This window comes from Emticicia sp. SJ17W-69, assembly GCF_051209875.1.
Lineage (GTDB): Bacteria > Bacteroidota > Bacteroidia > Cytophagales > Spirosomataceae > Emticicia.
On sequence record NZ_JBNTQY010000001.1, the window covers coordinates 19,067 to 45,226 of the forward strand.

Annotated in this window: 21 protein-coding genes; 6 read left to right on the top strand and 15 right to left on the bottom strand. The window is 36.0% G+C overall.

Annotated elements, in window-relative coordinates; translation table 11 throughout:
• Positions 1-66: 66 nt before the first annotated feature.
• On the bottom strand, positions 67-1,134 hold the full coding sequence (locus tag ACQUQZ_RS00070) for a PorP/SprF family type IX secretion system membrane protein (protein WP_435352485.1): 1,068 nt from the start codon (positions 1,132-1,134) through the stop codon (positions 67-69).
• A gap of 283 nt (positions 1,135-1,417) precedes the next feature.
• Between ACQUQZ_RS00070 and ACQUQZ_RS00075 the strand changes: the two genes are divergently transcribed.
• Both ACQUQZ_RS00075 and ruvB read left to right on the top strand, forming a co-directional pair.
• Positions 1,418-4,084, top strand: coding sequence for a PKD domain-containing protein (locus tag ACQUQZ_RS00075; protein ID WP_435352486.1), 2,667 nt, complete (start codon positions 1,418-1,420; stop codon positions 4,082-4,084).
• Positions 4,085-4,143: 59 nt separating this feature from the next.
• On the top strand, positions 4,144-5,169 hold the full coding sequence (ruvB, locus tag ACQUQZ_RS00080; protein ID WP_435352487.1) for a Holliday junction branch migration DNA helicase RuvB: 1,026 nt from the start codon (positions 4,144-4,146) through the stop codon (positions 5,167-5,169).
• Positions 5,170-5,188: 19 nt separating this feature from the next.
• Here ruvB and ACQUQZ_RS00085 read toward each other — a convergent pair whose 3' ends face one another.
• Positions 5,189-5,539, bottom strand: a complete 351-nt coding sequence (locus ACQUQZ_RS00085) for a YraN family protein (protein WP_435352488.1) — start codon at positions 5,537-5,539, stop codon at positions 5,189-5,191.
• A 61-nt stretch (positions 5,540-5,600) separates the two neighbouring features.
• Positions 5,601-6,257: a phosphatidylserine decarboxylase family protein gene (locus ACQUQZ_RS00090; RefSeq protein WP_435352489.1), complete on the bottom strand. Its 657-nt coding sequence runs from the start codon at positions 6,255-6,257 to the stop codon at positions 5,601-5,603.
• Positions 6,258-6,400: 143 nt separating this feature from the next.
• Here ACQUQZ_RS00090 and ACQUQZ_RS00095 point away from each other — a divergent pair, with 143 nt between their 5' ends.
• From ACQUQZ_RS00095 to ACQUQZ_RS00105, 3 genes are all read left to right on the top strand, one after another.
• Positions 6,401-8,962: a tetratricopeptide repeat protein gene (locus ACQUQZ_RS00095; protein ID WP_435352490.1), complete on the top strand. Its 2,562-nt coding sequence runs from the start codon at positions 6,401-6,403 to the stop codon at positions 8,960-8,962.
• A gap of 121 nt (positions 8,963-9,083) precedes the next feature.
• Complete coding sequence (locus tag ACQUQZ_RS00100) at positions 9,084-9,821, top strand: ABC transporter ATP-binding protein (RefSeq protein WP_435352491.1); 738 nt, start codon at positions 9,084-9,086, stop codon at positions 9,819-9,821.
• A 158-nt stretch (positions 9,822-9,979) separates the two neighbouring features.
• Positions 9,980-10,465, top strand: coding sequence for a DUF2911 domain-containing protein (locus ACQUQZ_RS00105; protein WP_435352492.1), 486 nt, complete (start codon positions 9,980-9,982; stop codon positions 10,463-10,465).
• A gap of 83 nt (positions 10,466-10,548) precedes the next feature.
• On the opposite strand, the gene ACQUQZ_RS00110 is transcribed toward ACQUQZ_RS00105, so the two are convergent.
• From ACQUQZ_RS00110 to ACQUQZ_RS00165, 12 genes are all read right to left on the bottom strand, one after another.
• Positions 10,549-12,681: a S9 family peptidase gene (locus ACQUQZ_RS00110; RefSeq protein WP_435352494.1), complete on the bottom strand. Its 2,133-nt coding sequence runs from the start codon at positions 12,679-12,681 to the stop codon at positions 10,549-10,551.
• Between the two features lie 110 nt (positions 12,682-12,791).
• Positions 12,792-14,099, bottom strand: coding sequence for a 30S ribosomal protein S12 methylthiotransferase RimO (rimO, locus tag ACQUQZ_RS00115; RefSeq protein WP_435352495.1), 1,308 nt, complete (start codon positions 14,097-14,099; stop codon positions 12,792-12,794).
• Between the two features lie 151 nt (positions 14,100-14,250).
• Positions 14,251-16,341, bottom strand: coding sequence for an elongation factor G (fusA, locus tag ACQUQZ_RS00120; protein WP_435352497.1), 2,091 nt, complete (start codon positions 16,339-16,341; stop codon positions 14,251-14,253).
• A gap of 316 nt (positions 16,342-16,657) precedes the next feature.
• Complete coding sequence (locus ACQUQZ_RS00125) at positions 16,658-17,527, bottom strand: hypothetical protein (protein ID WP_435352499.1); 870 nt, start codon at positions 17,525-17,527, stop codon at positions 16,658-16,660.
• Positions 17,505-18,818 (bottom strand): NrfD/PsrC family molybdoenzyme membrane anchor subunit, encoded by a 1,314-nt coding sequence (gene nrfD / locus ACQUQZ_RS00130; protein ID WP_435352500.1) that lies wholly within the window; start codon positions 18,816-18,818, stop codon positions 17,505-17,507. The genes ACQUQZ_RS00125 and nrfD overlap by 23 nt, the downstream gene beginning before the upstream one ends.
• Before the next feature lie 81 nt (positions 18,819-18,899).
• Complete coding sequence (locus tag ACQUQZ_RS00135; RefSeq protein ID WP_435352501.1) at positions 18,900-19,829, bottom strand: 4Fe-4S dicluster domain-containing protein; 930 nt, start codon at positions 19,827-19,829, stop codon at positions 18,900-18,902.
• The gene (locus ACQUQZ_RS00140; protein WP_435352502.1) at positions 19,826-20,077 is read right to left on the bottom strand and encodes a hypothetical protein; all 252 of its coding nucleotides are present in this window, start codon (positions 20,075-20,077) and stop codon (positions 19,826-19,828) included. Before ACQUQZ_RS00140 ends, ACQUQZ_RS00135 begins: the two co-directional genes overlap by 4 nt.
• An 89-nt stretch (positions 20,078-20,166) precedes the next feature.
• The gene (locus ACQUQZ_RS00145) at positions 20,167-20,673 is read right to left on the bottom strand and encodes a hypothetical protein (protein WP_435352503.1); all 507 of its coding nucleotides are present in this window, start codon (positions 20,671-20,673) and stop codon (positions 20,167-20,169) included.
• 57 nt (positions 20,674-20,730) lie between these two features.
• Positions 20,731-21,693, bottom strand: coding sequence for a DUF5777 family beta-barrel protein (locus tag ACQUQZ_RS00150; protein ID WP_435352504.1), 963 nt, complete (start codon positions 21,691-21,693; stop codon positions 20,731-20,733).
• A 20-nt stretch (positions 21,694-21,713) separates the two neighbouring features.
• Positions 21,714-22,097 carry a hypothetical protein gene (locus tag ACQUQZ_RS00155; protein ID WP_435352505.1) on the bottom strand — a complete coding sequence of 128 codons (384 nt, stop codon included), beginning with the start codon at positions 22,095-22,097 and terminating at the stop codon, positions 21,714-21,716.
• 21 nt (positions 22,098-22,118) lie between these two features.
• On the bottom strand, positions 22,119-22,916 hold the full coding sequence (locus ACQUQZ_RS00160; protein WP_435352507.1) for a YceI family protein: 798 nt from the start codon (positions 22,914-22,916) through the stop codon (positions 22,119-22,121).
• Positions 22,917-23,767: 851 nt separating this feature from the next.
• Positions 23,768-24,175, bottom strand: a complete 408-nt coding sequence (locus ACQUQZ_RS00165) for a c-type cytochrome (RefSeq protein ID WP_435352509.1) — start codon at positions 24,173-24,175, stop codon at positions 23,768-23,770.
• 327 nt (positions 24,176-24,502) lie between these two features.
• On the opposite strand from ACQUQZ_RS00165, the gene ACQUQZ_RS00170 reads away from it, so the two are divergent.
• Entirely contained in the window at positions 24,503-26,146 is a 1,644-nt protein-coding gene (locus ACQUQZ_RS00170; protein ID WP_435352510.1) for a TldD/PmbA family protein, read from the top strand.
• Positions 26,147-26,160: the final 14 nt, after the last annotated feature.

Consider the following 26,160-nt stretch of genomic DNA (forward strand, 5'->3'; position numbering starts at 1 on the left):
TATAACGCAAAAAAGGCTTGGATAGCCAAACCTTTTAGGTAAAAAACAAAATATTCTTTTTATAAATCAATATTTTGGACAAGATAATTCTTTTTTGTTTCTTCTTTTTCGTTGACCGTCCCTTTCAAGTGGGTCTAATTGATAGGCAATTGAAATTTCATGAGAGCCTCCAGTCGAGAATCCTAAACTCGAAATGGTTACGTCATAACTATATCCAATCGAGAAATTATCTTGACGAAAACCAACCAAAAACACTAAGGCATCATTATTGGTACGAGTAATGTTTTTCTTTTTAATAGGAATACCTCTATACCAAACCCCAGCAGTCAAAGGCGAATAAGTAGCATAAAAACCTAAATCTAATTGGTCAAATTGCCCTTGTCGTTTATATAAAAAAGCAGGCGAAATATTAAACTCTTTATCGGCATTTGCTGCTCCAGAATAAGGATTTGCTAAAGGAATTTTTAAACCACCACTTACGCTCAGTTTTCGAGGTAAACAATCGCCTGTTGGGCAACCAGGAACAGTTGAATTAGTTCCTGATGTAAGAAATGAATAAGCTGGTCGATTGATGTGGTGTACACTAACTCCTAACCAGCTTTTGCTGTTATAAAATAAAGCACCACCACTAAAATCTACGAATTTTATAGGAGTAAGATTGTTTTTGTCAGCAAAAGGGTCATTGGATGGATTTCCAGTAAAACCTGTATTTCTGTATTGGTCACCAAAAGTCAGGCCTAAATAGTCTAAACTTTTATTGGAATAAGTACCTTGAGCTCCCAAACGTAGGAAGTTTTCTTCTCCGATTTGAATCTGGTAAGAATATAAACCACTGACATCGGTGCTTTTTAGTCTTCCTGGTCCTTGCGAGTCATTGACTACCATCACCCCAATTCCACTATTGAGCCTCTCTATATAATGGTCAACCGAAAAGGCTGCCGTTACAAAGTTGGCATTGATAGAAGGCCATTGATTTCGATAATTCGCAATCAGACGAGGAGCATAAGCTCCTCCTGCAAATGCAGGATTCTGATACATAGGTGCCGCATAAAATTGCGAAAATTGTGGGTCTTGAGCCATGCTATTCAAGCAAACCGAAGACAACAGGATAATTCCTAAATAAAGTTTTTTCATTGCCTATATTAAAAGCATCTAACGAAATTATTTTTAAGCAAATTTCATTCCAAATCAATCTTAAATAATTATTAAACGGATTTAACCATCAATTCAATACTTTTTGTAACGTTTGTTTGTAAAATTCCGTCTTTGTAGTGTTATTGGTCTTATTATTGATAAAATTTGAATCCGATGTGTAATTTTATCGTTTGATTCAAATAATTTTATTTCAAAACACGTTAATTTTAAAACCAACACCTTAACTTATCCGTTTATCTAATTGCCTAACAATTAACGAATTATGCGGGGTCGTATTGGCAACAAACTTAAGATTTTTTTTCTAATTGCCACATTTTCATATAGCTCTCTCGAAGCTTTTAGTCAGTTTTATGTGGGTGGCAAGCTCTGTGTCGGTTCTGCGACACCGACTACACCTACTTTGCCCAATGCTCAAAGTACTGATTGTAGTGAGCCTACGGCATTTTTTGATACTGAAAAAGATGCTACTGCTTGGCTTTGGGATTTTGGTGATCCAAGCACAACATCAGACGTCTCTACTATACGTAATCCAAGATACAATTATGCAACACCGGGAAAATATATAGTTACCTTAACTCGCACTGTAAAAGGTATAATTCAAGCTCCAGTAACAAAAGAAATCACGATTAGCACACCACCGAAGCAACCTTTGTTTTTCAAGAAAAAGAAAGCTGATACTACACTTTGTGATGGGAAAACCCTAAAACTAGACCCGTATCTTTTACAATCGCCACCACCAGGTGCAACTTTTCTTTGGTTTCCAAAAGGCCAAACAACTCAAACAATTGATGTAGATTCGGCAGGATGTTATTCGGTTGAAGTTTTTGATGCTTCTGGGGGTTGTTCACGAACTGCTCAAATCAATGTTAAGTTTTGTTTACAAGAATCGGGAGGCGGGGGTTCTGAAAAATGGTATTTTGGAAAAGGTGCAACCTTAGATTTTCAGACACAAGGTTCGCCAGCTATGCCCAAAGATACGCTTGCCGATTCGGGTGATTTATTTGGCGACCCAGAACAACCAAGCCCAATATTTCTTCCTGCGGATGCAACAAAAAGCAATCCGATTGACTCTCCTGAAGGTGCAGCAATGGTGTATGACCCATTCGGTTCATTATTATTTTATACCGATGGTGTAAAAATTTATGGCAAAGATGATAATCCATTGGCTGCATTTCCACCATTGACAAATAGTGATTTGGGGGGAACAAACGATGCAACCCAATCATCAGTCATTATTCCTAAAAGTTCATGTAATGAATGTCCACATCATCTATATTATGTTTATACTATTAATAGAACAACAGGACTGCTTTCATATAGTATAATAGATTTACGTCGAAACAATGGCAATGGGGCTGTGGTGGAAAAAGATATTCCTGTAAACTTCCAAACATCTCAACGATTGACAGCTATCAGAACGCAAGATGAAACAGGGTATTTTATTTATTCGCATGATTCAGGAACAAATACTTTTAGAATTTTAAAAATAGATTCGACAGGAACAACAGAAATAGTGCAGAAGGTAGGAATGGCTTTTAACGATGCTACCAGTGAAAAAGGGTATATGAAACTTTCACTTACAGGAGCTAAAATGGCAGTTGCTATTTCGGTTGGTGGTAAAAATTATATTGAAGTATATGATGTTGACCAAACAACAGGACGTTTGGGGAATTCACCAACGACTATCGACTTGGGTGCTGCCCCTCCAAATGTTTATGGTGTTGAGTTTTCGGAAGATGAGCAAAAACTTTACGTTACGCTTCGTGGAGACCCCAAAAAAGGAGAAACTTCTTATTTATATCAACTTAATTTAAATCTAAAAAATCCTGTTGATATTGCTAATAAAAAAATAGAAATAGATAAATCAAAAACGCAAGCGTACGGAGCATTGCAGATGGGACCGATAAGCGGTGTTGGAAAAAAATTCATTTATATGGCCGTTGATGGAAGTACTATTCTTCCATATATTTCAGAACCTGATTTTGTAGGAAATGCCAGTATTGTTGGCTATCAACCAATCAATTCTGGTTTTGGTGCAGAAGTATTGGGAACCAGTGCTTTTGGATTTCCAAATGTCATTCAAGCAAAACCAAAACAAGATGGTGAAGGTCTTAGTGCAACATATCAAGGTACTTGTCAAGGATTACCAACCGTTTTTTCAACAGAAGGAATATGTAGCCCGATGAAAGGAGAAATAACATGGGATTTTGGTGATGGTACTGCCGGTTCGGGAAAAAGTACATCTCATACCTATGAAAAATCAGGCAGATATATCGTAAAGCTAAAAGTTGTTGTTTATTCCGAAACAGTTGTAAGTAAAAATGTAAACATTCCGATTTTAAAAAATGCTTTAAAAGAAAAATGTAAAGAGTTTAACGTAATAGACACACTTTATATCAAACCATCTCCAATCATAAATCTGCCAGATTCGGCTTTTGTCTGTGTCATTGAGGGAGGTACATTATTGCTTGACCCAAAAGTTCAACGAGCATATAATCCAGCATATCTTTGGAGTCCTACAAAAGAAACAACACCAACGATTACAATAAGTGCCTTAGGTAATTATAGTGTCAAAGCGACAAATCGTTTTGCAAATAATACAAGTTGTGCTGCCACCGACAAAATAGAAATAAAAGAAGGCTGTGAACCTCGCCTTTTTGCTCCCGAAATTTTTACAGCAAATAGAGATGGACTCAATGATGTTTTTGAACTTCCAAATGCACATATTACTGACTTTGAATTGAGAATATTTAATCGCTGGGGTGAAATAATTTTTGAATCTCATGACCCAGACACTCTTTGGGACGGTACTTATCATGGTAAAGTGATGGCTCCAATGATGTATGCTTTTGTTGTCAGTTATAGGAGTAAATATTTTCCTTATCGAGAAAAGATTACTCGCCGAGGTGGAATAATGTTGGTGAATTAAATCTCCCAAAAATTCGTATATTTGGCTTCTAAACAAAGAAGCAAACTTCTCTTTCCTTCATGCGACAAGATTATATCACAGGCGATGCCGAACCACTTTCACCCATCGAAAAAGAAATCGAAAAAGCATTGCGTCCGCTTTCTTTTGATGATTTTACAGGGCAAGATAAGATTTTAGAAAACTTAAAAGTTTTTGTTTTGGCGGCTAAACAACGAAAAGAAGCCCTTGACCACGTATTACTTCATGGCCCTCCTGGCTTAGGAAAAACAACACTTTCTAATATTATTTCTAATGAGTTAGGTGCTAATATCAAAATAACTTCTGGTCCAGTTTTAGATAAACCCAGCGATTTGGCTGGACTTTTGACTAATTTAGAACCTTTTGATGTCCTTTTTATTGATGAAATCCATCGCTTAAATCCTGTTGTTGAGGAGTATTTGTACTCGGCAATGGAGGATTATAAAATTGACATCATGCTTGATTCTGGTCCTAATGCAAGGAGTGTACAGATTGGCTTGAATCCTTTTACGCTTATTGGTGCTACAACTCGCTCAGGTTTACTTACTTCGCCTCTGAGAGCAAGGTTTGGTATTAACTCACGCTTGGAATATTATGATGCTGTCTTGCTTACCAAAATCGTGAAGCGTTCAGCCTTTATTCTGAATATGCCAATTGAAGAGGAAGGTGCGTATGAAATTGCTCGTAGAAGTCGTGGTACGCCACGTATTGCTAATAACTTATTGCGAAGAACACGAGATTTTGCACAAGTAAAAGGCGATGGTCGCATAACGATTGCGATTGCAGAAATGGCACTTACGGCATTAGATGTTGACCAAGATGGTTTAGATGATATGGATAACAGAATTTTGTTGACAATCATTGAAAAATTTAAAGGTGGGCCTGTTGGGTTAACAACGATTGCAACTGCTGTGGGCGAAGAGGCAGAAACGATAGAAGAGGTTTATGAGCCATTTTTGATTCAAGAAGGCTATTTGAAACGTACGGCAAGAGGGAGAGAAGCAACAGAAAAAGCCTATAAACACTTGAATATTTTGCCTAAATATAGAACAGGAGAGTTATTTTAGGTAGTCTATTGACTATCAACTAAAAAAAAGCATCTTCAAATTGTATAATTTCAAAGTTTTCACCGACCGTAATAGCAATAATATCAAATCGGACATTTCCATGCCAATCTTTCTGATAAATGTAGTTTTCTGCCGTTTTGATGATAAGATTGGCTTTGTTTTTTGAAATCGTTTGTTCAGGAAAGCCATGGGCTACTTCTGACCTCGCTCTCACTTCTACAAAAACCAACCAACCGTCTTTTAAAGCAATTATATCTACTTCTCCTTTGCCGAAGGTATAATTTTGATCAAGGATTTGATAGCCTTTATTCGCCAGAAAATAAGCAGCCATTGCTTCGGCTTTGTTGCCAGTGTCGTTGTGTTCGGCCATTTATTTATCAAGCGTTTGACTTTCTTCTTTGATTCTTCAGATAGCTTAAGAAGTTGTTCTACTATAACTCTGCAATAACCGTTTCTCCACCCACAGGCTTGTCATCAATATTTACTAAAATTTTGGCATCTAATGGTAAGAAAATGTCAATTCTTGAGCCAAATTTAATAAAGCCAAATTCTGAACCTTGTTCAACCGCTTGTCCTTCTTTTACATACCAACAGATTCTTCGTGCCAAAGCACCAGCAATTTGTCTAAACAAAACCTCTGTTCCATTGTGATGTTTGACTACAATCGTTGTACGTTCGTTTTCAGTACTTGATTTAGGATGCCAAGCAACTAAATATTTTCCAGCATGATATTTGACATAGGTAACAATACCCGCAATAGGGTTGAAGTTGATATGTACATTGAGTGGTGACATAAAAATAGACACTTGTCTGCGAGGTCCTTTGAAATACTCGGTTTCGATAACTTCTTCAATCACAACAACTTTTCCATCGGCAGGTGCAATCACATGTTTGGGGTTTATTGGTGTTGTTCGAATTGGTTTACGAAAAAATTGGACCACAATGACAAATAAAAATATACTTACAATTAGTAATAAAACATGTAGTAATTCTTGTTCGGGTAAAAAATACCTCAAAATACCATTGGCAACCAATAGGCCAATAATTGTCAATGAAATCGTCCCAGTACCTTCTTTATGAAGCGTCATTTTCTAAGATGTTTAGTTTTTTAGAACCGCAAATATAATCAAACAATGTTTTTACGTTATCTTCACAGCTCAAATATTTATCATGTATGTGAATAAACTGTGGATAAGTAGGTGTTTCACGTGGAAAAACTCTTAATATTTTTATGCAAAAACTCTTTTTTTGGCAAAACTGGCTTAAAACCGAACGATTTAACTTTCTTTTTTTCTTAACTTTTCTAATTATTTCAATCATCATCTTAGGAATATATTGGGTTCGTGGACTCGAAAATGTGCTGCATTGGGACATTTTAAGTGAGCTTGATGAAATACCTACAGTTTTGGATACTTTTTCAGATGGAAAGCTGAAGTTTACTGTAAATGGTAATGCATATATAATAAAGGAAAGGTTTTTAGCTTCAGGAATGTCGATAAATGTACTGGCTAATTATATGTTTTTAGGCTTTTTTATTTTAGGACTGAATCTACTGCTTGCTGCCTTTTCGAGTATGAGTCGTTATTGGTTTTTGGGAGGAATGATTGTTTTGGCAGGAGTGTTAATAACTTTTCATTTGGAAAACATATTTAATATTACCAATCAAGTGGCATTTCTTGGTGCATTTGGCGTTTTTGCAGGTTTAGCTTTTTACTTTAATACATTTGCTCCCCAAATCAACTTTTTAAAAAGATTACTATTCTTCGCATTTCTGACAATAGTAATCATTGTTTTGGTTGCTGTATTTACTAAAATTCAACAACCAGCCGTAGCCGTTGCTTCTTATGGTCTGCTTTCGGCTATTATTTTGACAGCTACTTTTATTCTTTTTATTTCACATGAGATATTGGCAGGGTTGGTTTGGGTCGTCTCAAATTCGGGCGTGAAAAATCGCAATCACTTGCCACAGTTTCTATTTATCTCAAGTATTTATCTATTAAATGTATTGTTAATTTATCTCGAAAAAGCTCAATATATTGATTGGAATATTCTGCCCATAAGTCCGATATTTTTGTTTGTTGTTTCTCTAATATTAGGTATTTGGGGATTTAGAGATTATTGTGAACAAGCTAATTTTGTCAATTTCCGAACGATTGGTTCGTGGTTTTATGTAGGATTTGCTATTATTTCAACGGGCACCATTGCTTATGCCTACGGCACAGCCAATGATCCTCTTATTGAAGCAATCGAAGATTTTATTTCTTATGCTCATTTAGCGATTGGATTAACTTTCTTTTTTTATGTTTTAGTAAATTTCATTCAACCATTACAAAAAGGTCTAACCATTCATAAAATAATATATAAACCAAAGTTTATAGAATTAATGCTTTTCCGTTTGGCAGCAATTGTGCTTGTTTTTATATTAATTTCAATTAAAAACTACAACAATTATTTCCAAACAAAGGCGGGCTATTATAATGCGATTGGAGATTTTTATGTAGCCGAAACAGATGTACAAGCGGCTGAAACATTCTACAAAGAAGCATTGCATTTTGATATTAGAAATCACAAGTCCAATTATGCCTTAGCATCATTGGCAATGAATGCCAACGACAAAGAAAATATAGGTATTTTCTTAAAAAATGCTTTAGAGAAAAATCCAAGTCCTTTTGCTTACATTGGTCTAAGTAAGGTTTTACAAGAAAAAGACATGTTTTTTGATGCTTTGTTTACCATTCGTGAAGGAGTCAACAAATTTCCTAAAAATCAACAATTGTTAACTAATTTGGCTTTTTTGTATGAAAAAACAAAAGTAACAGATTCAACGCTCCACTATTTAACATTAGCGAAAACAAACTGTACGCAATGCGATTTAGCAGAATCAAACTTGTTGGCATATCATTTGAAATATGGTGGTTCTGGTTTAGAAGAAGTGAAAAAGTTGACATTGAAAAATGAAAAAACCGATTACGAAAGTTTAAGAGCAAATAGAGCAGCAGTAGATAAACAATTAAGGCGACATGCCTCAACCAATATTGAATTGTCGAAAGATTCTGCTTTAAATGTAAGTCAGTTTGCATTATTGTATAATTTAGCTTCTTTCAATAACTATCAGTTTCCTTATACAAGTGCTGAATTACAAAAAATTCAGCGAAAAGAAGTCAATAATTCTTTTTATGAAGATTTGGAGTTTGCTGTTTCAGCGAGAAATTTTTTTAAAGAAAACAAAATAGATGGTTTGAAGCAGCTTTCTATTTTAGCAAATGATTCGACAAAACATAAAGCCTTATATAATCAAGTAGCAGGAATGTGGTTTTTGCAACAAGGTGTTTATGACAAAGCAATTACATATTTGAGTAGAGCGGGGGATCTCTCTTCGGTCGCAATTTTACAACAACAAGATTATCATAAAACAATAATTGATTTTCAAGAAGCTCAAGCTTCGGAGTTATTGGCAAATACCAAAACAAAAGCAGATTTTGATAAAGTTTTAGCAGAAAACCCTTTAAACCCAATTATTCTAAGCAAAACGCTTGATTTTTATAATACGAATTTAAAAAAGCCCAATGATGCTTATAATATCATTTTTAAGGCGATAGAACTGAATGATAATTCGGTAGAATTATGGAAACTTTATACACTACAATCGCTTAAAATTGGTATGGCTGATTATGCCGAAGATGGCATATTAAAGTTAAAACAATTGGCTACCCCTGCCGATTATCAAGCATTTCTTTCCACCTATCAAGCCCAAAAAGCATTGATGGAAAAAAATAAGCAAGGTTTTAATTGATTCTGTAATTTAGCCCTTAAACCGTAATAACGGTCTGCTCCAAAGGGGCTTACACTTTTCCATTCAAAGGGTTTATTTTTTATCACAATTTAATCTAAAGCCCCATAGGGGGTTTGGGGCAATGAAAATTATCGAAACAACCAATATTTCAAAACGCTACATCATGGGTAGCGAAATTATTGATGCCTTAAAATCGGTCACGATTTCGGTTAATAAAGGTGAATATGTAGCATTTATGGGGCCATCAGGTTCTGGAAAATCTACTTTGATGAATATTATAGGTTGTTTGGACTCACCTACGGGCGGACGATATATTTTGAATAACAATGATGTAAGTGGAATGAGTGAAAACGAATTAGCAGAAGTTCGTAACAAGGAAATTGGCTTTGTGTTTCAAACGTTTAACTTACTTCCCCGCCAATCGGCACTTGAAAACGTAGCTTTGCCATTGATATATGCAGGTTATACTAAATCACAGCGTACAGAAAAAGCAATGCAGACCCTCAAAAGTGTAGGCTTAGATAACCGAGCTCATCACAAACCCAATGAGCTTTCTGGGGGGCAGCGACAACGTGTAGCCATTGCCCGTGCATTAGTCAATGACCCAAGTATATTGCTTGCCGATGAGCCAACTGGTAATTTGGATACAAAAACCTCCTACGAAATCATGGAGCTATTTGACCAACTTTATTCTAAAGGAAATACAATTGTGATGGTAACGCACGAAGAAGATATTGCAAAATATTCACATCGAATCATTCGTTTGCGTGATGGCTTGGTAGAAACTGATAAAATTAATATCGAACCAACAAATCCACGAGAAATGGCAAAGATTTTTGCTGAAAAAGTGAAAGAATAATAAATACAAATGTCGATAAATTTGTAGTGATTCATCTCTCAAAAAAAACAATTTATCATTTAACCATTTAGTTTTTTTGATAAAAGTGCAATTTTGGCAAACTAAAATGCAATTTGTATCGTTTATAACTAAAATGTCTCAACAAAATCTAACTTTTAATGAAAAAAGGATTATTATTTTTAGCTTTAATGCTGTCAATCAGCTCATTAACATTTGCACAAAGCCCAAGAGCTTTTGCAGAAAGTGCCAATGTGAAAGTTTCTTATGGACAACCATCTAAAAAAGGACGTGTAATTTTTGGAGGTTTAGAAAAGTTTGGAACGGTTTGGCGTACAGGTGCAAATGAAGCAACAGAAGTTACTTTTAAGAAAGATGTGAAATTTGGTGGTAAATTTGTGAAAGCAGGAACATATTCACTTTTCTCGAAATTAGGAGAAAAAGAATGGACAATTATTTTAAATAGCGAATTGAAACAATGGGGTGCTTACGGATACGAAAAAATCAAAGATAAAAACGTAGCAGAAGTGACAGTTCCAGTAAAAGCATTAAAAGACGTAGTAGAGAAGTTAGCAATCACTACGGACGACAAGACTTTAACCATTTCCTGGGATACGACAAGTGTTGCCGTTCCTATGGAGTTTTAGGGTTTAGGTAAGTGTAGTAATAAAAAGCCGAGGCACTTGCCTCGGCTTTTTTTGTGACCCCTCCCAAGTTCAGGGAATGGCTTTTACTTCTTTCCAATAAATCTTTCAAAAAACTCATAAATGCGTAGCATACGGTCGATTCTTTGGTGAACGTTTCCTGTGCGAGAAAGTTCGTGTGTTGCCCCAGGCATTCTTACATATTCTACTTCTTTACCCATTATCTTCATTGATTTATACATCATCTCACTTTGAATTGGGCCTGTACGCAAGTCGTTTTCTCCGTGTTTGATAAGTAATGGTGTACGAATTTTGTCAACAAAAGTATAAGGAGAGTTTGATTCTAAAACGCCTTCCGTTTTGTCGTTCCAAGGAAAATTAAAATAACTTGGAATCAATCTCCACGCATTTCCTTCGCCCAAAAATGTTGTTAAATCATAGACACCACGTTGAGCAAATGCAGCTTTAAAGCGATGATCGTGTGCAACAATCCAAGCGGTCAGATAACCAGCATAAGAGCCACCAGTAATTACCTGACGAGCAGTATCGACCCATGCCAATCTTGCAGCATCACTTTCTGCCGCCAAAACGTCTTCTGCAGGGCCTGTTCCCCAATCTTTAATGTTGGCACGTAAGAAATCTAAACCATAACCGCCCGAACCACGTGGATTGGCATAAACTACACCATAGCCTTGCGAACAAAAATATTGAAACTCATGCCACATCGAAAACTCTCCTGGTCCCCACATGGCAGTTGGGCCACCGTGCATATTGAGTAAAAGTGGATATTTTTTACCAGTCTCAAAATTACTTGGTTTCATTATCCAATACTCAACTTTTTGCCCTTTTGTATTCGTATAAATACGTTTTTCTGGGAAACTCAAAGCTTTATTTTTTACCCAATCATTAATAGAAGTCAGTTTTACAGCGTTTTTCATCTGTAAATCTGCCACATAAAGTTCATTTGGGTTTGAAACCTCTGTTTTTGTATAAAGAATTTTATCGGCTGAAATGTCAAAACCAAGAATTCCAGATTCAAAATCGGTCAATTGTTCGATTTTTTTAGTTTGAGCATCAATTTTGTAAATTGGTTGTCCACCATTCGACTGTGCTGTAAAATAGATGCTTTTCGAGTCTTTTGTCCAAGTAAGTCCACCTACTGAGCGATCAAATTTGATAAGCTGAGGATTCGTACCATCAGCATTGGCTAAAAATAGCTCGCCAATATTTACACCTTGAGAGGTAGATTTTAAATAAACCATACTTTTCCCATCGGGTGAAAAAGTTACGCCGCCAAAAGATTTGCCTTTTTCTGATAAAAGTACTTTTCGACCTGAACCATTAGCATTGACTGCAATGATTTTATTGTCTTGCTCACGGTCTGGGTGTTGAAGCGAGTCTAATACAGTAGAAATAACAATTTTACCATCTTGAAGCCAAGCTCCGCCACCGTAACTATTGAAACCAAAAGTAATCGGCGTGGCTTTTGCTCCTTCACGAGCATCAATTACATAGATATGTGAAAAATTTAGCTCCGGTTGCGTAGTGGCTTCACCTTGAAAAGTGAGGCGATTGAAAACCTTTGCTTTTTTATCCTCTACGTCTTTGTCTAAATAGGCACGAATTTCTTCAATTGTACCATCAGGATTAGGTTTTACTCCTTTTGGAGGCTTTAAAAATTCATTATTCTTGAAACCTGGTTTTTCTAATGACCATGCAGGAACACCTTTTGTTGGATTAAGCAGAGAATCTTTTAAAAGTTCTGTTAGTGAAAGACTCACACTAAACGAAATTTTCGAGCCATCTTTCGACCAATTGGGGTTTGATGCACCATATTTGGAATCAGTTAATTGATACGCTTCACCACCATCAAGCGGCATAATAAAAATTTGCGACTTTCCTTTCACATTTCGGGCAAAAGCAAGTTGCTTACTATCGGGCGACCACGAAGCACTATTCACACTTTCTACACCTCTTGTAATTTGCTTAACTGTCTGAAAATCAGTTAGATACATATGCGAGCGATAATCGTATTCAAGCTTGTTTTCTTCGCTAACATCGGTTGTTCGTAATGAATAAATAGCTTTTTTTCCATCAGGAGCGACGCTAATACTACCAATTTGCTTGATTCGAGTAAGGTCGGTTACGACTACTTTTTCTTTGCCATTTTGGGCAAAAACTAAGTTTGAAATGAAGATTAAGGTTAGGAGAATTCTCATATTTGTTTGTTTAGAAGATTACGAGGTAAAAGTACAAAAAGCTAATCAATAAAAAATGAATTGGTGTTGTGCCAATTCATTTTTGTTTATCAAGATTTTTTTAAAAACATTTATACTAAATCACCATACAAGTCAAATTCTTCGGCATTGTTGATTTTTACATTAGCAAAGTCGCCAAGTCGAACATATTGTGACGCAGGAACAAGCACTTCGTTATCTACTTCTGGCGAGTCAAATTCTGTGCGACCGATGAAGTAACCGCCTTCTTTTCTATCAAATAACACTTTATAAGTGTTGCCGATTTTTGCTTGGTTCAGTTCTGCTGAAATACCTTGTTGTAATTCCATGATAATGTCTGTCCTTTCTTGTTTTACTTCCGCAGGAATATCATCAGGCATTGTGAATGAATGGGTATCGTCTTCATGAGAATATTGGAAAACGCCGAGTCTATCAAATCGCATTTTTTCGACAAACTCATACATTTCTTCAAAATGCTCTTCGGTTTCGCCAGGATGTCCCGCAATAAGTGTTGTACGAATAGCCATTTCTGGTACTTTTTCACGAATCGTATTTATCAAGGCTTCCGTTTTTGGGCGGTCAATGCCTCTTCTCATGATTTTCAACATTTCTGATGAGCCATGTTGCAAAGGCATATCTAAATATTTACAAACATTTGGGCGATTTTTAATGACGTCTAACACATCCATTGGAAATCCTGACGGATAAGCATATTGCAAACGAATCCAGTCGATACCTTCAACATCAGAAAGTTTATCTAAAAGTTCAGCTAAGTTTCTCTTTTTATAAATATCTAAGCCATAATAAGTCAAATCTTGGGCAATCAAAATCAGCTCTTTTGTGCCTTTCTTTGCTAAATTTTGTGCTTGCAAAACCATCTCTTCCATCGGACGACTCACGTGTCCACCACGCATCAACGGAATTGCACAAAAACTACATGGACGATCGCATCCTTCGGCGATTTTCAAATAGGCGTAGTGAGCAGGTGTTGTCAAGAGGCGTTCACCAACTAATTCGTGTTTATAATCAGCTTTTAGCGTTTTGAGCATTCTTGGAAGTTCATTTGTACCAAACCACGCATCAACCGTTGGAATTTCGACCGAAAGTTCATCTTTATAACGATGAGATAAACAACCAGTTACATATACTTTATCAACAATTCCCGCATCTTTTGCATCGACATAACGGAGAATGGTGTCGATAGATTCTTGCTTGGCATTGTCAATGAATCCACAAGTATTTATGATTACAATATTCGCATCATCTTTTTTCGACTCGTGTTCAACTTTTATACCGTTGCCTTTGAGTTGAGTATAGAGGACCTCTGAATCAACAAGATTTTTCGAACAGCCGAGTGTGACGATGTTGATTTTATTTTTTACTATTCCTTTTGTTTTCATTTTATCAATTTAAACGATTCAGGAGAATCGTTCTACATAATTTTTGCAAAGTTCGACAAAAATACCTTGTTTACCTACAACGATAAAAGTAAATAAAAAAGTCCCTCATTTTTCAACGAGGGACTTTTTACTATAAAAATTAGTCCAAAGACTATTCTTTTGATTTTTTAACGATACCGTCAGCAATGTTTTGAGGAACGATTTCGTAGTGGTCAAATGTCAAGTTGGCAGTTGCACGACCAGATGACATTGTACGAAGGTCAGTTACATAACCGAACAATTCTGACAAAGGCACATCAGCCTTGATAACTTGCGAACCAGCTTTTGTATCCATACCTTTCATCATACCACGACGACGGTTTAAGTCACCAGTGATAGGTCCAGTATATTCGTCTGGAGTAATTACCTCAACAGCCATGATTGGTTCAAGAATCTTAGGACCAGCTTGACGTGCAGCTTCTTTAAAGCCCATACGTGCAGCTAATTCGAAAGACAATGAATCTGAATCGACATCGTGGTAAGAACCGTGGAACAAACGAACTTTCATTGAGTCAACTGGGAAACCAGCCAAAGGCCCATTTACCATTGCTTGCTCAAATCCTTTCTGAACAGCAGGGATAAATTCTTTAGGAATAATACCACCCACAATATTGTTTACGAACTCTAAACCTTGTTTGTCATCTTCTCTTGGCCCGATTTCGAATACGATATCGGCAAATTTACCACGACCACCCGATTGTTTCTTGTAAACCTCACGGTGTTCAACCGTTTTAGTAATTGTTTCTTTGTAAGCAACCTGTGGAGCTCCTTGATTCACTTCCACTTTAAACTCACGACGCATACGGTCGATGATGATTTCCAAGTGAAGCTCACCCATACCACGGATGATAGTTTGACCTGTTTCTTCGTTAGATTCAACTGTAAGAGTTGGATCTTCTTCAATAAGCTTAGTGATAGCTTTCGAGAAGTTATCTTGGTCAGCTGTTTTCTTAGGCTCAATTGCATACCCGATAACTGGCTCAGGGAATACCATTGATTCTAAAACGATAGGGTTTTTCTCATCAGATAAAGTATCACCAGTTTTGATGTCTTTAAAACCAACTACCGCACCAATATCACCAGCACCCAATCTTGGAATTGAGTTTTGCTTATTAGCATGCATTTGGAAGATACGAGAGATACGCTCTTTGTTTCCTGAACGGTTGTTCAAGACATAAGAACCAGCATCCAAACCACCTGAATATGCACGAATAAAACACAAACGACCAACATAAGGGTCAGTTGCGATTTTAAATGCCAAAGCAGAGAATGGCTCGTCTTCAGAAGGCTTACGAGTTACTTCTGCACCTGTATCTGGGTTTGTACCGATAATTGCTTTTTTGTCTAACGGAGATGGTAAAAGAGCCATCACATAGTCAAGCATTGTTTGTACACCTTTGTTTTTGAATGAAGAACCACAAAGCATCGGAACAACTTTCATGGCAACAACTGCTGCACGAAGAGCGGCTAAGATTTCAGCTTCTGTAATTGAATTTGGGTCTTCAAAATATTTTTCCATCAAAGTGTCATCGAATTCAGCAACAGCTTCGAGTAATTTTTCACGGTATTCAGTTGCTTCTTCCATCATATCATCAGGAATTGGCACTTCAGTGAAAGTCATACCTTTGTCGTCTTCGTTCCAAACGATACCACGGAAGTTTACTAAATCAACAACACCCTTAAAGTTTTCTTCTGAACCAATTGGTAATTGTAATGGCACAGCGTAGCTTCCCAACATTTCTTTTACTTGCTTACACACGTTCAAGAAGTCAGCACCCGAGCGGTCCATTTTATTAACGAAACCTAAACGAGCAACATGGTAATTGTTTGCTAAACGCCAGTTAGTTTCAGATTGAGGCTCAACACCATCAACCGCACTAAATAAAAACACCAAACCATCTAATACACGTAACGAACGGTTTACCTCTACAGTAAAGTCCACGTGACCAGGGGTGTCAATGATATTAATATGGTATTTATCACCACGGTAGTTCCAATCTACTGTTGTTGCTGCCGAAGTAATTGTGATACCTCTTTCTTGCTCTTGCTCCATCCAGTCCATCGTTGCTGCTCCGTCGTGTACCTCACCAATTTTGTGGCTAACACCAGCATAGTAAAGGATACGCTCGGTAGTAGTAGTTTTACCCGCATCAATGTGGGCAGCAATACCGATGTTTCTTGTGAATTTTAAATCGCGTGCCATTTTTTTGTTTTAAATTATTTTTGATTTGTATTGTCTATCAATGAAGGTTTTTTATTAAAAAACACAACCTTTCTAAATTAGGGTGCAAAGGTAAGACTTTTTTCTTTTAATCATTAGTTTTCTTGAAAAATATTCGTAATAGTCGTCATACTCAAGCTAAAAATAATATTAAGTAAATGTTGAGTCGTTGAAAAAAGGGTATCTAATCGTAAATAAATTTTAATAGTCATGCTTAAAGAAGAATACAGAAACAAAAATCCTCACCAATCGTGAGGATTTTGAAACTATTAAAGCATAATGTTTCTTCTTGAAAATGTTATGAACCTAATTTCTTTATTTTGATTAATTGACGAATTAAGTAGATGATTGTACCCCACACACCAATAATGATGGAATAGGCCATGAACAATAACCAATAAGGGGTCTTAAAACGAGTTGTCCATAAAGTACGTTGCTCAAAGAAATTGTTATCAATTTTGGTTGCGATGCCCCATTTGACAGGTTTTTCAATGATCAAGTTTCCAAAAAACTCATTTTCATCTGCTTGAGCAATCAAAGTAATATTTCCCTTTTGGTCGCCAGGAAGGTTAAGTTTTTTAAATTCAGCCGTAATGGAGCCACTTGAGTCAGTAGTATATGTTTCTTCATCTCCTGCTGAAAGAACACCACCGTGACGTTGAATACCCACTTTCAGCTCTACATCTTTTGCAGGTACCCATTGATTATTTTCTAGCTTAAATACAGTAGCAACGATACTTCTTGCACCATCGGTATTCACAGTATCGAGGGTAATTTTTGCTTTTGTGATGATAAAATCAGAAATAATTTCCTCATCCTCCGCTTTTACAATAAATGTATGTTGAGGAGAAGCATCCCACGATTTTTTAAGAGCTGGCGGCAAAAATACTTTGCCTTTCCCTGTTGTGTCAGTTTTGACTTTCGCAATGAGATTTGTTCCTGAACTGTCAAGATAAACTTCATAAGTTTTATCTTTTTGAGGGGTAAAAACCTTGTTCTTTTTTAAAGTGCTTTCCAATATTAAATATTGTACACTGTTATTAAAATTATAATAATGTAGTTTGACAATTTCTTGTCCAGCATCTTGTGCAAACCCCCTGTTTTCAAACAACATTAATGAGAAAATGAAAAACAGGAGTATATATCTATTTTGATTTATCTTTTTCATGTTGTTCGGTGATTGTTTCGTGAATAGGAATGATTGGAAATATCCTTACAAAAAAAGTTACGATAAGTAATGCTCCTGCAAGTGAACCCAATGTAATGGCCCATTCTTCCCAACTTGGAAAATAATGTTTATAGTTTTCGGGAACATTCTGCATGGGTAAAAAAGGGTGTAGCAAGGTAGGAGTAACAATTAAGTACCTCTTGAACCACGCTCCAACAACAATCATGATTCCCGTTATGAACATAGGAAGTGGTTTTCTGCCACTTTTGAATAACATAATGAAGATTGGAATAATCATGCCGATCATGATAGCAAACCAAAACATGATGGAGAACTCACCCGTAAATAATTCAACTAAGTGAGCGGCCTCCGATTTTTTCATTTTGAAAGCAGGAACAAGGTATTCGTTGATGTTGAAATAAAGATAAATAAGCGATAGCATGACTGCGATTCGACCCATTTTTTCAAAATGTAGTTCGGTAATATATTTTTCGAGATGGTAATGTTTTCGAAAAACATACATCGCTACAATAACACCACCAGCACCCACTAAAAACGCCCCTGAAATGAAATAGGCACCAAAGTTTGTACTATCCCAGCCTGGTCGATAAGTTGTTGCAAACAGCCAAGAAGTAACGGTGTGGATACAAAAAGCCACTGGAATAATCATAATACAAAGGATATTGATGATTTTATCGCTTATTTTGACTTGTTCGCTATTGCCTTTCCAATATGAACCTAAGAAAGTATAGATTTTGTTTTGCCAAGCACTGTTTTTGCCTTTTTGCTGATTCATGATTTTCAAATCAGGCAAAAGAGGAACGTATAGCAGAAAAAGACTAATAAAAAGATAAGTAGTAATGACAATTACGTCCCAAGCAATGGGTGATTGCAAACGACCATGAGTAAATAAATTAAAAAGCCGTTCGGGGCGACCCATATCAACGATGATAATGAGAGATGCAAAAGTAATGGCAGAGACAGCAATAATTTCAGCGATACGTGTCAGAGGTGTACTCCATTCAACATTTGCCAAGCGAAAAATAGCCGTAATGAGTGAGCCTACCAAACTGATAGCAACAAAGAAAACGAAGTTCGATATATAGATTCCCCACGAAACATAGTCTCGCATGGAAGTAACACCTAATCCATAACGCAATTGTCGGTAATAAGCATAAGCTCCAATCAAACAAATGGTAGATAAGATACCCACCCAAATCATTCCGCTTTTGCTAAACTTTTGGGGCATCAAATCTTCTGTGATTTGTTTATCTTTAGAAGAAGTATTCATGGTTCAATATTTAGAGTTAAATAACATAAGTAGCTTTTTAGAGCTGAGTTTTTGTGAAATTCACAAACGATCAAAAAGTACTTATTTTTTTGTTTCTTCAGTGTTCTCACTTTCCAAACCAACTTCATAAGGGAAGTTTCGGTTGACAGGTGGTAGGTAATAAACACTTGGTTTTGTACCTAAATCTTCCATCAAGCGGTAGCCAGCTCTATCTTTTATCAAATCACTGAAACGGAATGTTTCGGCACCATTAGTTACTGAATCTTCATTCAAATCACCAAACATAAATACGCCATTGGGACAAGCCGAAACACAGTGAGGCAATTCACCTTTGCGAGTCATATCGGGACAAAAATCACATTTACCGACAGTTCCTTTCTTTTGAGGCATACTTGTTTCGCAAGAGTAGGGCTGTGCGGTCACTTCTTCTGTCAAAACAGGTTCTTCCCAGTTAAAAACACGAGTTGAATAAGGACATGCTGCCATGCAAAAACGACAACCAATACAACGGTCGCTATCAATTAACACGATGCCATCTTGGCGTTTAAAAGTAGCATCTACTGGACATACCTTTACACAAGGTGGCTCGTCGCAGTGCATACAAGTGGTTGGTTGCCAATAGGGAGCCGTATGGTCTGCATCTTCCATGCCAAGTACTTTAATCCAATTTTGATCAGGGTGTACTTGGTGCATGTGATTACAAGTACTTTGGCATTTTTTTAAGTTTTTACAGCGAGCAAGGTCAATAACCATGATAAACTTTTTGCCTGCAACACCTTGTCTTTCTTCTGCATTTGATAAATGAGGTACATCGGGAACTGGCTTTAAGAAAGCCCTGTCAATTTCTATTATTTGGCCGTCAACCGAAAGTAGTTTTACTTTTTCGCCAGTCAGCACCACTTCATCTTGAGCAAAGGGATTTTTATCTTGGCTACATCCTGCTAAAGCTGCTGTACTAAGTAAACCCCCCAGTAAAAAATCTCTTCTTGGTATATTATTATTGTCGTTCATGATTTATTAGGCTTAGTTTTTACCCATTTTTGCAACTCGGCGTTAGTTATTGTACCTCCGCATTGCGTAATGAGTTTTGTATTTATTTCAACCAAAGTGCCGTCTTGGGTAAGCATTTTTACAGTGTCACCCTCGTCTTTTTTCTTAGTTTCTCTTGTGAAAAATTTAAGAACCGTTGCCGAACACACGGCGGCAACACTCCATAGGATAAATTTTTTCCTTGTAGTATTTTCAGAATTATTTTTCATTATTTGGCTTGTATGATATTTTTTAAAATTAGGGCATTTCCCTGAAGTTGATTATCAATACAATCATCAGATTATATGATAACTGTCATTTATTTTCGAAAGTAAAAGTCTAATGCCGTATCAATATTCATCATATCAATGAGTAATGGGTCTTTTTTTTGATTAAAAAGAAGGATACCACAAATATCATTTTTAGTATTTAGGTCGATACAAACACTCGTATTATCGTCTTTTTTAAAGAGTAAATATTGATATTTTGACGATTCGATAATTTTAATTTTTGGCCAATATTGCTTCAAAACCATTCGTGCATTCCGCATTTGGTAGAAACAATCGTGTTTTAAACTCTCAAAAACCATTTTTTCATTGATTTTCTCAATTTTGATGAGTTGAACCGAATCAGGGTTATAAAAAACCGCAGATGGTTTATCAATTAGTAAAGTATCAGAATAACTTGATTGTGGTTTTTGCAAGTTTACAGCGAAGGGTATCTTCTTTTTTTCGTCAGAATCTTTGGGTTTGCTTTTACAAGCAATAACACAAACTAAGAAAAGAATGCTTATAATTTTTATAATAGGGCTGTTTGTTAGATTCATGGCAATCATACATTTATAAATAAACAGGATTGGTTACCCCAACCCTATTTATTAGAATTATATTCTTGTAATATTAAATCCTATCAAAAATTTACTACCAGTAACTTTGGTCCCTTTTTCATCTTTGGTATAACCAAAAGGATTGTTAGTATTATACAAACTATTACGTTGAGGACTAAGTAAATAGTAGTTGGTGAAAAATAATTGAAAACAGTGTCCACTTGTACCCAGCTCTACACCAAAGGAAATATTTGGATTTGGATTATTGGTTGCATGTTTAGTTATCGGTTGTTCATAGTTACAGATGAGCGAGGTACTTTGAGAAACCTTTAATCTTCCAGAAAATGCTACCGAAAAGTGATTGTTTTTCATATTTTTAAAAACCTCTTTTCCTGTACTATCATTTTTAGTGTAATAACCACTCACGGCATTTTGGTGAGCTAAACTAGGTGCTATTTGTAAAGATAGTTTTTCAGAAACTTTTCTGGCTATTAGCAACTGATTGAAGAAAGAAAATCTATCGGTACTGTGTGAAAAAATAGTTTTATCCACATCTTTTCTTGTATCATATCCTATGTTTGTATAGTACGAGATACTAACAGGGTAAACACCTTTTGTTTGAGTGATAATAGAATACTTTGCGTTAGCGTCCCATAGTAAATTACTTTTTGTAATACCAACACCAACAAAAAGCTTGTTGATTGGTGAATAGCTGACGCCAAGTCGGATGTTTGATGGAGCAAAAAAGCCCCAAAAATCCTTATATCCGTTGTTTACAACACCAAAACGGTGCATGATATCCATTTCAACGGTTCCTTTTACAGGTACTAAAACCGTTTGATTATCAATAATCCAAACACTTTGAAAGGTATTTTTTACTGGTTTTACCTTTGCGTGAACTTTCACAATCTGTGTTGCATCAGTAGTGTCATTTTGAGCTTTGCCGACTAAGTTGATAAAAAATAGGCAGACAATTAATGATACACTGAATGAAATTCGACGGAGTATATTAATTTTCATTGGAATGTTTTTTTAAATTATTAATTGTTTTGTGCCCCATTTCTTATCCAGTCATATACTTTTTGTCTATCAACAGCTGAAGGAATGTATTCTCGCATTTCACCGTTAATCATAAGGTATAAAATACTTTGTTTCGGTAGAGATGTATTTACAAAACCACCGTTAGTAATCTGACCGAAAGATACATCAGAAGCCATATAGGGTTTGTGTGCACCCGAAACATGGCAACCAGATAATGCACAACTTTTGTTGAATAATGGCATCAAATCGGCTTTAAAACTTACGGGTTGTGGAGGGCCATCGGGGTCAGCAGCGGCCGTTGGAATAACAACATCATTATAACAACTTGATAAAACCACTGCGAAATAAACTATTAATGCCAGAGATATTTTTATACGTTTCATTTCTTATCCAGTTTTGAATGTTTATTTATTATTGAAATTCATATTACATTGAATTTCTATTTTATCAGAAATACTAGTACTTGTGATTCCAAAATCTCGGCAATTGAATTGAAATGATAATTGTAAACCAAATACATCGTAAGTAGAGGCTGTGCCTGCACCAATTGTTCCTTTTGAAATATATTTCAATTTTCCTACAATTGTCTTTGTCAAAGGAGCGGCCAAGTTACCTTTCCAAGTGAGTTCAATAGTTGCGATATAATCAGACGTTAAAGGGTCGAATTCAACTTTAGTACTTCTAATTTTTGCAAGATTTGTAACAGTTAAGTTTTGTGTTCCAGCCACAATTGGAGTAGTTCCTAAAGCTGTGATATTACAGCCAGCATCCCTTCCTGGTTCCCCAGTATTTGAAGTATTCATCTGAACATAACCATTAAAATATGTTTTAGCAGGTTCGCTTTCGTAAAATGCCCATGAAGAGTCGGCTAATGGCTGGCCTGTAGTAGTGTAAGAAGTCATTCTCGCATTTTCCACATTATGCATACCAAATTGATTGAAACGACCAGTCAATAAACCAGCTGCACCAACGTAGTTTGTTTGCCACAAAACGCTTGAGTGTGCTTTGTCTAATTTCCATTCATTTTTATTTCCAACTGTAATCTTACCAGGTAAGTGTATATTTGTTCCCCTTGTAATTACAGGTTTAGTTGAAACGGGTTCTGGCGGGGTAATGTCTTCATGAGTACAACTTGAAATGTACCCATATCCACTCAATATGACAAATGTTAATAATAGTGACTTACTGATTAAAGTTTTCATAAAATATATTTAATTTAAGTGAATTTTTAGAATAGTGAACCAAATTATAGTGCTAATAATGGTAATTAGTTATAAGGGCTTAGGTTTATAAAGTGTCACTATCCATCTTTTAGAAGTATAGAAGCATTTCTAAATGATGGGTCAAAACTATTCTTAGAATGCTTTAGAAATTATGACAATGCAGAGTAATAGATATGATTATGAATAGGATTTTGAGTTAATAAATAGCAGATAAACAATAAAGACTTATTGAGCGGATACAAACTCAAAATACATCATACACAGGAGATTTTATTTTACTTTGATAAGACACTTAAATAATAAATTAATTAAAAATAGAAGAAGAAGACAGACGGAATTTATCAGTAAACTGATAGTGTAGATTTTCATATCATTCCTAATTATGTCATTTGTGGCCGAAAAAAAATCTTTTAATAATAATGAAAAGAAAACAAGGCTGTGTAATAAGCTATAAATAGGACGTTTGTTTAAAAAACCAATACAAAAAATAAGAGAAGAGGAAGCCCAAAATGTAAGGTATGGAAACTTGAATTGCTGGAAAAAGTTATTGACAGAATAATCAGGAAAAAGATTTTTAAAAACAAGGCCGACGAATAAAAGACCTAATAAAAAATAAGAACTTGGAAGAAGAGTATATAAAGTATGAAGAAAATGATAAAACGTGGATTCTTTAGAATTTTTGAAGGAATATAGAAAAGTAAAAAGTAATGGATAACCCAGAAAAAAAATCATTAGCTGAAGTTTTTCAATAAATAAGATAATATCAGTATCCATAAATGATCAGTTTAAAATTCAGAGAGGCAATAAATATTTTATTGCCCCTCTAACAATTATTTTTTCAATGTTCTTATGAAATATATTAGACTCCACCTGTCATCATCATCTGGGATTTTCTTTTTGAACGAAGGCATATCGTCTCTTCCTTCAGAAATTTTGTAAAATAAAGCACCATCGGTTTGAGACTGTGTTGCTGCTTGTGAAAAGTCGCCAGGCTCTGTCTTTAATTGTGCCGCTTTCGATCCGTCACCCAAACCTTTTGCTCCATGACAAGATTTACAGTGAGTACCCCATAATGTCTTAGCAGTAGCAAGAGCTTCAGCATCATTTGCAACAGGATTTTTCTTGCTTTTGGAGGCGTCTGGCACTGTCCAAGGCTTGCTTTGGGCAGTAGCATTAAAAGATAGACAGATAGTCATAATTCCAGAAATTAAGACTAATTGTAACAATTTTGCTTTCATTTGTATGATATAATTAAGTAAAAAATTAAATAAAAAGGGCTAAACAGAGATTTTTATCTTTGAATTTTTAGGCAAGTACGTTATTGGCATTTACATAAAATATGATGAACCCAAATGGAAAATATGACAGAAAACATATTTTACTACTAATAGAGGTAAGTTAAAAAAGCTGTTGAGCTGTTTGAACAAATCAAAGGAGAAATAGTAAAAAAGCAATAGATAATCAATTGATTTACAATATTTGACGAAAAGATTGATTACTATTTTTTATTTTTTCATTTTTACTGTTTGTATTAACAATTATCTTCAATCAACCACCTTAAAATTATGAAAAGACGGGATTTTATCCAGTTGTCGGGTATGGGTTTGGGAGCAATGATGGGAGCTTCGATTCCAGTTCTTGGCAACGAAGTGTCAATCGAACAATTGCTCAATCCAGTGGCAGATAATGCCATGAAAAAGAAAATGGCAGATGTGGCTCTCAATGCCGCTAAAGCGAAAGGTGCAACCTATACCGATGTTCGTATCGGCAGGTATCTTCAACAATTTTTATTTACCCGTGAAAAAAATGTACAGAATATCGTCAACGCCGAATCTTACGGTGTCGGTATTCGAGTAATTGCCAACGGCACATGGGGTTTTTCGGCCACGAGTGATGTGAGTAATGATGGCATTGCCAAATGTGCTGAAACAGCAGTAGCGATTGCCAAAGCAAATGCCAAAATCCAAAAAGAACCAGTTATTTTAGCTCCACAAAAAGGTGTTGGCGAAGTTGTTTGGAATACACCCATCAAGAAAAACGCCTTTCAAATCCCAATCAAAGAAAAAATAGATTTATTGATGAATGTAAACGGCAAAGCTATGGAAAATGGAGCAGGCTTTGTTACATCAAATTTGTTTTTTGTGAATGAGCAAAAGTATTTTGCCTCAACTGATGGTTCATACATCGACCAAGATGTTCATCGTATTTGGCCTACATTTACTGTAACTGCCATTGATAAAGCTGCAGGGAAATTCAAGACGCGTGATGCTATCAGTTCGCCAATGGGCATGGGTTACGAATATTTAGATGGCTTAGCAAGCGAAAAAATTGCTGGACCTAATGGCTTAGTTGGTTATCGTAACTCTTATGATATGGTGGAAGATGCTATCACGGCAGCCAAACAAGCAAAAGAAAAGCTAACAGCAAAGTCGGTGGCAGCAGGAAAATATGATTTAGTACTTGATCCAAATCATTTAGGCTTAACCATTCACGAGTCAGTTGGACACCCAACTGAACTTGACCGAGTTTTAGGTTATGAAGCAAATTATGCGGGAACAAGTTTCTGTACTTTAGATAAATGGAAAACCAAAGCCTTTAATTTTGGTAGCAAACAAGTAAATATTGTTGCAGACAAATTACAACCATATACTTTGGGAACTGTCGGCTATGATGACGAAGGTGTTCCTTGCAAAGAGTGGGATATTATAAAAGATGGTATTTTGGTAAATTATCAAGCTATTCGTGACCAAGTAAATATCATAGGAGAAAATGCTTCTCATGGTTGTTGCTATGCCGACAATTGGAACTCGGTGCAGTTTCAAAGAATGCCAAATATATCGCTTCGCCCAGGAAAAGAAAAGTTGAGCGTACTTGATATGATTAAAGGTGTGGAAAAAGGGATATATATTGTTGGACGAGGCTCTTATTCGATTGATCAACAACGCTACAATTTCCAGTTTGGTGGACAACTTTTCTACGAAATTAAGAATGGAGAAGTGGTAGGAATGTTAGACGATGTAGCATATCAATCAAACACGCAAGAATTCTGGAACTCATGTGTACAAATATGTGATAAAGATGATTACCGAACTTTCGGGTCGTTTTTTGATGGCAAAGGGCAACCTTCGCAAGTAAGTGCTGTTTCGCACGGAAGTGCCACTACTCGTTTCAATGGAGTGAATGTCATCAACACAGGTAGAAAAATTTAACCCAACCCTCCTCA

Excerpts from the sequence above, each read along its gene's own strand:
- ACQUQZ_RS00100 (WP_435352491.1), top strand. The coding sequence starts at position 9,084 with ATGAAAATTATCGAAACAACCAATATTTCAAAACGCTACATCATGGGT.
- ACQUQZ_RS00165 (WP_435352509.1), bottom strand. The coding sequence starts at position 24,175 with ATGAAAGCAAAATTGTTACAATTAGTCTTAATTTCTGGAATTATGACT.
- ruvB (WP_435352487.1), top strand. The coding sequence starts at position 4,144 with ATGCGACAAGATTATATCACAGGCGATGCCGAACCACTTTCACCCATC.
- ACQUQZ_RS00155 (WP_435352505.1), bottom strand. The coding sequence starts at position 22,097 with ATGAAACGTATAAAAATATCTCTGGCATTAATAGTTTATTTCGCAGTG.
- ACQUQZ_RS00075 (WP_435352486.1), top strand. The coding sequence starts at position 1,418 with ATGCGGGGTCGTATTGGCAACAAACTTAAGATTTTTTTTCTAATTGCC.
- ACQUQZ_RS00170 (WP_435352510.1), top strand. The coding sequence starts at position 24,503 with ATGAAAAGACGGGATTTTATCCAGTTGTCGGGTATGGGTTTGGGAGCA.
- ACQUQZ_RS00135 (WP_435352501.1), bottom strand. The coding sequence starts at position 19,829 with ATGAACGACAATAATAATATACCAAGAAGAGATTTTTTACTGGGGGGT.
- ACQUQZ_RS00085 (WP_435352488.1), bottom strand. The coding sequence starts at position 5,539 with ATGGCCGAACACAACGACACTGGCAACAAAGCCGAAGCAATGGCTGCT.
- fusA (WP_435352497.1), bottom strand. The coding sequence starts at position 16,341 with ATGGCACGCGATTTAAAATTCACAAGAAACATCGGTATTGCTGCCCAC.
- ACQUQZ_RS00145 (WP_435352503.1), bottom strand. The coding sequence starts at position 20,673 with ATGAATCTAACAAACAGCCCTATTATAAAAATTATAAGCATTCTTTTC.
- ACQUQZ_RS00110 (WP_435352494.1), bottom strand. The coding sequence starts at position 12,681 with ATGAGAATTCTCCTAACCTTAATCTTCATTTCAAACTTAGTTTTTGCC.
- ACQUQZ_RS00070 (WP_435352485.1), bottom strand. The coding sequence starts at position 1,134 with ATGAAAAAACTTTATTTAGGAATTATCCTGTTGTCTTCGGTTTGCTTG.
- ACQUQZ_RS00095 (WP_435352490.1), top strand. The coding sequence starts at position 6,401 with ATGCAAAAACTCTTTTTTTGGCAAAACTGGCTTAAAACCGAACGATTT.
- nrfD (WP_435352500.1), bottom strand. The coding sequence starts at position 18,818 with ATGAATACTTCTTCTAAAGATAAACAAATCACAGAAGATTTGATGCCC.
- ACQUQZ_RS00140 (WP_435352502.1), bottom strand. The coding sequence starts at position 20,077 with ATGAAAAATAATTCTGAAAATACTACAAGGAAAAAATTTATCCTATGG.
- ACQUQZ_RS00125 (WP_435352499.1), bottom strand. The coding sequence starts at position 17,527 with ATGAAAAAGATAAATCAAAATAGATATATACTCCTGTTTTTCATTTTC.
- ACQUQZ_RS00150 (WP_435352504.1), bottom strand. The coding sequence starts at position 21,693 with ATGAAAATTAATATACTCCGTCGAATTTCATTCAGTGTATCATTAATT.
- ACQUQZ_RS00105 (WP_435352492.1), top strand. The coding sequence starts at position 9,980 with ATGAAAAAAGGATTATTATTTTTAGCTTTAATGCTGTCAATCAGCTCA.
- rimO (WP_435352495.1), bottom strand. The coding sequence starts at position 14,099 with ATGAAAACAAAAGGAATAGTAAAAAATAAAATCAACATCGTCACACTC.
- ACQUQZ_RS00160 (WP_435352507.1), bottom strand. The coding sequence starts at position 22,916 with ATGAAAACTTTAATCAGTAAGTCACTATTATTAACATTTGTCATATTG.
- ACQUQZ_RS00090 (WP_435352489.1), bottom strand. The coding sequence starts at position 6,257 with ATGACGCTTCATAAAGAAGGTACTGGGACGATTTCATTGACAATTATT.